8 protein-coding genes and 1 tRNA gene are annotated in these 6,928 nt (G+C 73.4%); 2 read left to right on the top strand and 7 right to left on the bottom strand.

What is annotated here, in order from left to right; genetic code table 11:
* Nucleotides 1-15: 15 nt before the first annotated feature.
* The 4 genes from VR45_RS06725 to VR45_RS06710 all read right to left on the bottom strand — a co-directional run bounded on the left by VR45_RS06725 (nucleotide 16) and on the right by VR45_RS06710 (nucleotide 1,762).
* A tRNA-Ser gene (locus tag VR45_RS06725) sits at nucleotides 16-102 on the bottom strand.
* 69 nt (nucleotides 103-171) lie between these two features.
* Complete coding sequence (gene tadA, locus VR45_RS06720; RefSeq protein WP_052708885.1) at nucleotides 172-681, bottom strand: tRNA adenosine(34) deaminase TadA; 510 nt, start codon at nucleotides 679-681, stop codon at nucleotides 172-174.
* A 57-nt stretch (nucleotides 682-738) separates the two neighbouring features.
* Nucleotides 739-1,284 (bottom strand): tRNA adenosine deaminase-associated protein, encoded by a 546-nt coding sequence (locus tag VR45_RS06715; RefSeq protein WP_045938750.1) that lies wholly within the window; start codon nucleotides 1,282-1,284, stop codon nucleotides 739-741.
* A gap of 241 nt (nucleotides 1,285-1,525) precedes the next feature.
* Nucleotides 1,526-1,762, bottom strand: coding sequence for a hypothetical protein (locus tag VR45_RS06710; protein WP_045938738.1), 237 nt, complete (start codon nucleotides 1,760-1,762; stop codon nucleotides 1,526-1,528).
* 173 nt (nucleotides 1,763-1,935) lie between these two features.
* Here VR45_RS06710 and upp point away from each other — a divergent pair, with 173 nt between their 5' ends.
* Nucleotides 1,936-2,571 (top strand): uracil phosphoribosyltransferase, encoded by a 636-nt coding sequence (upp, locus tag VR45_RS06705; RefSeq protein WP_030392574.1) that lies wholly within the window; start codon nucleotides 1,936-1,938, stop codon nucleotides 2,569-2,571.
* Nucleotides 2,572-2,660: 89 nt separating this feature from the next.
* On the opposite strand, the gene VR45_RS06700 is transcribed toward upp, so the two are convergent.
* Nucleotides 2,661-3,329 (bottom strand): LytR C-terminal domain-containing protein, encoded by a 669-nt coding sequence (locus VR45_RS06700; protein WP_052708884.1) that lies wholly within the window; start codon nucleotides 3,327-3,329, stop codon nucleotides 2,661-2,663.
* 243 nt (nucleotides 3,330-3,572) lie between these two features.
* The gene (locus VR45_RS06695; protein WP_030061387.1) at nucleotides 3,573-3,869 is read right to left on the bottom strand and encodes a type II toxin-antitoxin system VapB family antitoxin; all 297 of its coding nucleotides are present in this window, start codon (nucleotides 3,867-3,869) and stop codon (nucleotides 3,573-3,575) included.
* 180 nt (nucleotides 3,870-4,049) lie between these two features.
* Here VR45_RS06695 and VR45_RS06690 point away from each other — a divergent pair, with 180 nt between their 5' ends.
* Complete coding sequence (locus VR45_RS06690) at nucleotides 4,050-5,612, top strand: helicase HerA-like domain-containing protein (protein ID WP_045938736.1); 1,563 nt, start codon at nucleotides 4,050-4,052, stop codon at nucleotides 5,610-5,612.
* A 40-nt stretch (nucleotides 5,613-5,652) separates the two neighbouring features.
* On the opposite strand, the gene VR45_RS06685 is transcribed toward VR45_RS06690, so the two are convergent.
* Entirely contained in the window at nucleotides 5,653-6,816 is a 1,164-nt protein-coding gene (locus tag VR45_RS06685) for a hypothetical protein (protein WP_045938735.1), read from the bottom strand.
* Between the last annotated feature and the right edge of the window lie 112 nt (nucleotides 6,817-6,928).

The following is a 6,928-nucleotide window of genomic DNA, read 5'->3' as shown; positions in this document are numbered from 1 at the left end:
TCGTCCTGCTCACAGCGGTAGCGGTGGGATTCGAACCCACGGTGAAGTTGCCCCCACACACGCTTTCGAGGCGTGCTCCTTTGGCCGCTCGGACACGCTACCGAGGGGAACTCTACCGGACGGGTGGCGCGGGAACGAAATCCGTATCCGGGGGCGGCCGCGGGGTGCGGGTCAGCGCTGGGTGTCGAAGAAGGCGCGGAGCTGCTCGCCGCATTCGTCGGCGAGGACGCCCGGGATCACCTCGGGGCGGTGGTTGAGCCGCCGGTCGCGCATCACGTCGAAGAGCGAGCCGGCCGCGCCGGCCTTCTCGTCGAGGGCGCCGTAGACCACGCGGTCGATCCGGGAGAGCACGATCGCGCCCGCGCACATGGTGCAGGGCTCCAGGGTGACGACGAGGGTGCAGCCGCTCAGCCGCCATTCGCCGACCCTGCGCGCGGCCGCGCGGACCGCGACCACCTCGGCGTGGCCGGTCGGGTCGCCGACGGCCTCCCGCTCGTTGTGGCCCCGGCCGATGATCTCGCCGTCCGGGCCGAGGACGAGCGCCCCGACCGGGACGTCCCCGGTGGCCGGCGCCAGGGCGGCCTCGGCGATGGCGAGGCGCATCGGCGCCGCCCAGCGGTCGCGGACCGGATCGGGGCGGACGGGAGCGGGCAGCGGTGGGATCGGGTGGGCGGACTGCATGGCATCCAGTGTCGGGTACGGCGGGAGCCCGTCCGTCCGGGCGGTGGCCACGGGGCGTTACCGGACGGCCTCCAGGACCTCGCCGCAGCCGAGCGCCTCGGCGATCTCCTCCAGGGCGTCGCCGGGCACCGCGCCCTCGCCGCTGAGGGAGAGCAGGGCGTCCGCGGCGAGTCCGAACTCGGTCAGCAGGTGGGCGTCGCCGAGCGGGCCGACCGGGACCCCGTTGTGGCCCTCGCCCTCCTCGTCGTCCTGCTCCTCGGCCTCGGCCTCCTCCTCCAGCTCGGCGACCAGGTTGTCGAGGTCGCCGAACTCGCTCTCCCCGGCCTGGTCCACCAGTTCGTCGGTGAGTACCGAGCCGTAGGAGCTGCGGGCGGCGGCGGCGCCGTCCGACACGAAGATGCGCGGGTCCTCCTCGCCGTCCACCCGGAGGATGGCGAACCAGGCGTCCTCCTGTTCGATGAAGACCAGGACGCTGTCGTCGTCCTGGGCCGCCCCGCGGGCCAGATCGGTCAGGTCGGCGAGGGTTTCGACGGAGTCGAGCTCCGTCTCGCTCACATCCCAACCGTCCTCGGAGCGAGCAAGCACTGCAGCGAAGTACGCCACCAGGGACACTCCCAAGATCTCGTCTCGGCTGTCGGCGCGCACGGGCGACGCGGAACTGGCCGCCCCCACGCCAGAGGCGGCCCGCTGTTCGGACCGTCCCATCGGAATCGTGACAGAAAGCCAGGCTCTGCGGGGGGTGTTCTGCAGCGCGTCTTTGCAGGTCGTGTCGGAAGGGTTGGCCGCCGGACGGTGTACGGCGACCGGGCGGCAGCGGGACTGTGGAGAACCCGTGGAGAGCCCGTCAGATCCGGAAGGTTCGCATCCGCATCGCCTCGCGCATCCGGCGTTCCTTGGTGCGGCGGGGCTGGACCCGCTCGCGCAGTTCGCGGGCCTCGGTGAGTTCGCGCAGGAAGACAGCGCGGCGCCTGCGGCGCTCCGTCTCGGTCTCCGGACGGTCCGGGGGCGGGCCCGAGAGGCCGCCCGACGAGGTCGAGGCCTCGTCCGCCGAGCCGTTCCCGTGGTTCGGGTTGCTCGTCATAGGACCTGACTTTCCCAGATCGGCCGGGTTGATACCACAGGAGGCCGTTCCGTCCGGACATTCGCGGTGCGTCACCGCGCGTCACGGCAGAGTGAGCACCGGCCCGGACGGCGCGCGGCGCGGCCTGGCACGGCGTGTCGTACGGGCGTCCGGGCGCGGGCTAACCTCGACGCATGCGGATCCACGTCGTCGACCACCCCCTGGTCGCCCACAAGCTCTCCACCCTGCGCGACGAGCGCACCGACTCGCCGACCTTCCGTCGCCTGACCGACGAGCTGGTGACCCTCCTCGCGTACGAGGCCACCCGGGACGTCCGCACCGAGGAGGTGGAGATCACCACCCCGGTGGCCGTCACCACCGGTACCCGGCTGTCCTACCCGCGCCCGCTGGTGGTGCCGATCCTGCGGGCCGGCCTCGGCATGCTGGACGGCATGACCCGGCTGCTGCCGACCGCCGAGGTCGGCTTCCTGGGCATGGTGCGCAACGAGGAGACCCTGGAGGCCTCCACCTACGCCACCCGGATGCCGGACGACCTGTCCGGCCGCCAGGTGTACGTGCTCGACCCGATGCTGGCCACCGGCGGCACGCTGGTCGCGGCGATCCGGATGCTGATCGAGCGCGGCGCCACCGATGTCACCGCCGTGGTGCTGCTGGCCGCCCCGGAGGGCGTCGCGGTGATGGAGCGCGAGCTGTCCGGCCTGCCGGTCACCGTGGTCACCGCGGCCGTCGACGAGCGGCTGAACGAGAACGGCTACATCGTCCCGGGCCTCGGCGACGCCGGCGACCGGCTGTACGGCACGGCGGGCTGAACCCGTCCGGACACGGATGCGAAGGAGCCCCCCGGTGCTGAGCCGGGGGGCTCCTTCGCGTTCCGGTCCGGGCTCGCGGCCCGGACGGGTCAGCAGCTGCCGGTGCTGCTCGGGGCGGGGACCGGCCGGGTGGCCAGGGCCAGTGCGGCGGCGGCCTGGGTGTCGTCGAGCAGCGTGTTGTAGCTGTCGCCGATGACGAAGTCCACGGTGCCGTCGGTCCGGGCGTCGGCGGTGCTGGTGGCACCGGCGATCACCGAGCCGACCAGGGTGGACGCCCCGGCGCCGGCCGGGCCGGCGATCACCTGGGCGGTGCCGGGCACCTTCTTGTCCAGCTCCGCCGGGGCGTTGCCGACCTTGCCGATGGTGAAGCCGCGCTTCTTGAGCTCCTCGGCGGTACGGGCGGCCAGGCCCGCCTTGGCGGTCGCGTTGTAGACGTTCACGGTGACGGCCGCGGGCTGTGGGACCGCCGCGGGGTCGATCGGGGCGGCGGCCGAGCCGGGTACGGTCGGCGCCTCCGGGGTCGGGGCGGCCAGCGGTTTGCCGGAGGGTCCGGCGCAGGCCTGGGAGGAGGCGTTCTTGCCCTTGCCGCTGAAGATGTCCCAGAGCTGGACGCCGCCGAGGCCGATCAGCGCCAGCGCGAGCAGCGCGCCGAGCAGCGCGAAGACCTTGCGGCTCTTCTTCGGTGGGCGGCCCAGCCGCGGATAGGCGTTGCCGGTGATCCGGTACTGCTTCCCCTTCAGACCTTGGGGAGTCAACATGCTCACGGTTTGTCTCCCCCTCGTGCCAGGGCGGGGATCGGGTGAAGGTGGGGCGCGGCGTCGCGGGAAGGCGTTCGCGGCCGTAGTCAGCAGATTAGTGCCGTACGGCCGTGAAGGTACTAAACGATCATCATCCGGAGTACTCCGGGACCCGAATGGCGGCACCCCGGTACGAACGGACCGCCCCCCGGTACTGACCGGGGGGCGGTCCGACACGTGCGGCCGGGTGAACCGGCCCGGTGGTCATTCCATTTCGAGGACACGGGCGTGCAGCACCTGGCGCTGCTGGAGCGCGGCGCGGACCGCGCGGTGCAGTCCGTCCTCCAGGTACAGGTCGCCGTGCCACTTCACGACATGCGCGAAGAGGTCCCCGTAGAAGGTGGAGTCCTCCGCCAGGAGGGTCTCCAGATCCAGTTGTCCCTTGGTGGTCACCAGCTGGTCGAGTCGCACCGGGCGCGGGGCGACGTCCGCCCACTGGCGGGTGCTGGTACGGCCGTGATCCGGGTACGGCCGACCATTGCCGATGCGCTTGAAGATCACACGGAAAGCCTACCGTTTGGGCGGCGGATGGCCCAGCAGCCGTGGCGTCGCCACGCGCACCGGTGCGAGCTGCGGGCGGGGGAATGCGGCTGTTTCATGGGAAATGTCGTGTAGATCCCTCGGGATCGATGCCCGTTCCTCCGGCCCGCGGGGCCGCCGCACCGCCCGGGAGGGTGCCCGATGTCCGCTCTCGTTCCGTCCGTCGTCCGGGAGATCGCCGACGGGTACGCCTTTTCCGGGCCCGCGCTGGACCTCGGCGCGGTGCTGCTGGACGGCACCGCGTACGCCGATGCCCCGGTGCGGGTGCCGCTCGCGGTGCTCAACCGGCACGGGCTGGTGGCGGGGGCCACCGGCACCGGCAAGACCAAGACCCTCCAGCTGATCGCCGAGCAGCTGTCCGCCCAGGGCGTGCCGGTGTTCCTCGCCGACATCAAGGGCGACGTCTCCGGGGTGGCCGCCCCCGGCGAGCCGGGGGAGCGGACCGCCGCCCGGGCCGCCGAGGTGGGCCAGGACTGGCGGCCGCACGGCTGCCCGGCCGAGTTCTACGCGCTCGGCGGCCTGGGCAGCGGCATCCCCCTCCGGGCGACCGTGACCAGCTTCGGCCCGCTGCTGCTGGCCAAGGTGCTGGACCTGAACGAGACCCAGGAGTCCTCGCTCGGTCTGGTCTTCCACTACGCCGACCGCAACGGCCTGGAGCTGTACGACCTCAAGGACCTCACGGCGGTCATCACCTTCCTCACCTCGCCCGAGGGCAAGGAGGAGCTGAAGGGCATCGGCGGCATCTCCGCCGCCACCGCCGGGGTGATCCTGCGCTCGCTCACCCTGCTGGAGAACGAGGGGGCGGGGGCGTTCTTCGGCGAGCCGGAGTTCGACACCGCCAAGCTGCTCCGGACTGCGGACGGGGGCGAGGGCGTGGTCTCGGTGCTGGAGCTGCCGGCGGTGCAGGACCGGCCGCAGCTGTTCTCGACCTTCCTGATGTGGCTGCTCGCCGACCTCTACCAGGAGCTGCCGGAGGTCGGGGACCTCGACCGGCCGAAGCTGGTGTTCTTCTTCGACGAGGCGCACCTGCTGTTCAAGGGCGCCTCCAAGTCCTTCCTGGAGGCGATCACCCAGACCGTCCGGCTGATCCGTTCGAAGGGGGTCGGGATCTTCTTCGTCACCCAGACGCCGAAGGACGTGCCGGCGGACGTGCTGGCGCAGCTGGGCAACCGGGTGCAGCACGCGCTGCGGGCGTTCACCCCGGACGACGCCAAGGCGCTGAAGGCGACCGTCTCGACCTTCCCGAAGTCGCCCGCCTACGACCTGGGGGAGGTGCTGACCTCGCTCGGGACCGGCGAGGCGGTGGTCACGGTGCTGTCCGAGAAGGGCGCGCCGACGCCGGTGGCGGCGACCAGGCTGCGGGCACCGCAGTCGCTGATGGGGCCGATCGGGCCGGCGGTGCTGCAGGCCGCGGTGGACGGGTCGGCGCTGGCCGGGAAGTACCGGGACGCGATCGACCGGGAGTCGGCGTACGAGAAGCTGGCGGCGCGGGCGGCCCGGCCGGAGGCGGAGCCGGTGCCGGCGCCCGCGGGTGGTGCGGAACCGGCGCGGGAGCGGTCGTCGGAGCGGGCGCAGGGGGGTGGCGGGCTGCTGGGGTCGCTGATGAGCAACCCGGCGCTCAAGTCCTTCGCCCGGTCCGCCGGGACACAGCTCGGGCGGGAGATCTCCCGGAGCCTGTTCGGGACCTCCCGGCGGCGCCGGTGAAGGGCCGGTCGGGGCCGCCGGTGACGGGCCGGCCGGGGCCTCAGGCCAGCGCGGCGCCGATCCGGTCCAGCGAGGACAGCCGCATCAGGCCGTAGTGGTAGAACTCGACCTCCGGCACGCCCAGGCCGCGCAGCACGGCGATCTTGGCGGCGAGGTCGGCCGCGCCGTCGCAGTCCGAGGCCATCGGGCGCAGGATCACCGCCATGTCCTGGGGGCGCACCCCGTGCAGGGCGAAGGCGGCGACCTTCTCGCGGACCGCCTCGGGCGTGCGGGCGTAGCCGAGGGTCTCGATCTGGTGGGCGGCCTTCGCCAGCCCCGGCAGGTCGATCCCGGACAGCCAGCCGGTGCCCGGGCCGCCGCCGTCCATGAAGCTCAGCCGCATGCCGTGGCGGGTCGCCTCCTCGGCCAGTTCGGCGGCCAGCGAGGTGACCGTCGCGGCCGAGGCGTCCACGTACGCGGCGACCGCGCCGTCCGCCAGCTCGTCCAGCGCGGCCGGCTCGGCGGCCGCCGCCTCGTCGGCCAGCCGGCGGCGGACCTCGGCGCGGACCGTCGCGGCCACCTCCTCGGCGGGGACGCCCGCCCGGACGGCGGCGGCCCGGCAGTGCGCGCAGAAGCAGAGCCCGAGCAGCGCCTCGGCGGCCGGGCCCAGCTCCTCGAAGTAGCGCTCGTGGTGGTAGCCGTGGCGCAGGCCGTGGAAGTGCAGCGACTCCGCCCGGATCGCGTCCACGCCGTACCGGGCCAGCTCGGTGACCAGGGTGCGGGCGTACTCGCGGACCTCCGGGTGGGCCGGGCACAGCTCGGTGAGGTGGCGGTCGCCGAAGGCGTTGGCGGGGGCGCAGTCCGGGTGCTCGAAGCCGAGCCGGTCGTTGTGGCAGAAGACCGTCCACGCGTGCAGCTTCAGGCCGCGCCGGCGGGCCTCCGCGGCGGCCTCGGTGAAGGGGTCGCGGTCGCCGATCGCGGTGGACGGCGCGGGCCGCAGCCGGCGGCCGGACCAGCGGGCCGGGTCGGGGCGGAAGTACGCCGCGCCCGGCTCCAGGTAGCGGATCACCCGGCGGGGGTTGTGCGGGAAGACGTCGCGGGCCTCGTGGTAGACCGAAGCGAGGGTGACACCGCCGACCCCGGCCCGGTCGGTGAGGTTGCCGAAGAAGGTGTCGGCGCCCTCGTCGAGGAGGTCGGTGGCGAAGGCGAGGACGGACGACTCCACGGTGCGGCTCCGGAGCAGGGGGCGGGTGCCCGCCCACGCTAACCGGCGGGGTGCGCAATGGTCTATACCTGGCTGCGGTGGCGCGCCGGGCCCCAAGGCCGGTCGCGGGGGC

This window comes from Streptomyces sp. NRRL S-495, assembly GCF_000966955.1.
Taxonomy (GTDB): Bacteria; Actinomycetota; Actinomycetes; order Streptomycetales; family Streptomycetaceae; genus Kitasatospora; species Kitasatospora purpeofusca.
Note: the sequence above shows the minus strand (reverse complement) of the source record. Positions and strands in the feature narration are given on the sequence as shown.

What these genes read in the sequence shown, in the direction of transcription:
- tadA (WP_052708885.1), bottom strand. Translation starts at nt 681, where the DNA reads ATGCAGTCCGCCCACCCGATCCCACCGCTGCCCGCTCCCGTCCGCCCC.
- VR45_RS06710 (WP_045938738.1), bottom strand. Translation starts at nt 1,762, where the DNA reads ATGACGAGCAACCCGAACCACGGGAACGGCTCGGCGGACGAGGCCTCG.
- upp (WP_030392574.1), top strand. Translation starts at nt 1,936, where the DNA reads ATGCGGATCCACGTCGTCGACCACCCCCTGGTCGCCCACAAGCTCTCC.
- VR45_RS06700 (WP_052708884.1), bottom strand. Translation starts at nt 3,329, where the DNA reads ATGTTGACTCCCCAAGGTCTGAAGGGGAAGCAGTACCGGATCACCGGC.
- VR45_RS06690 (WP_045938736.1), top strand. Translation starts at nt 4,050, where the DNA reads ATGTCCGCTCTCGTTCCGTCCGTCGTCCGGGAGATCGCCGACGGGTAC.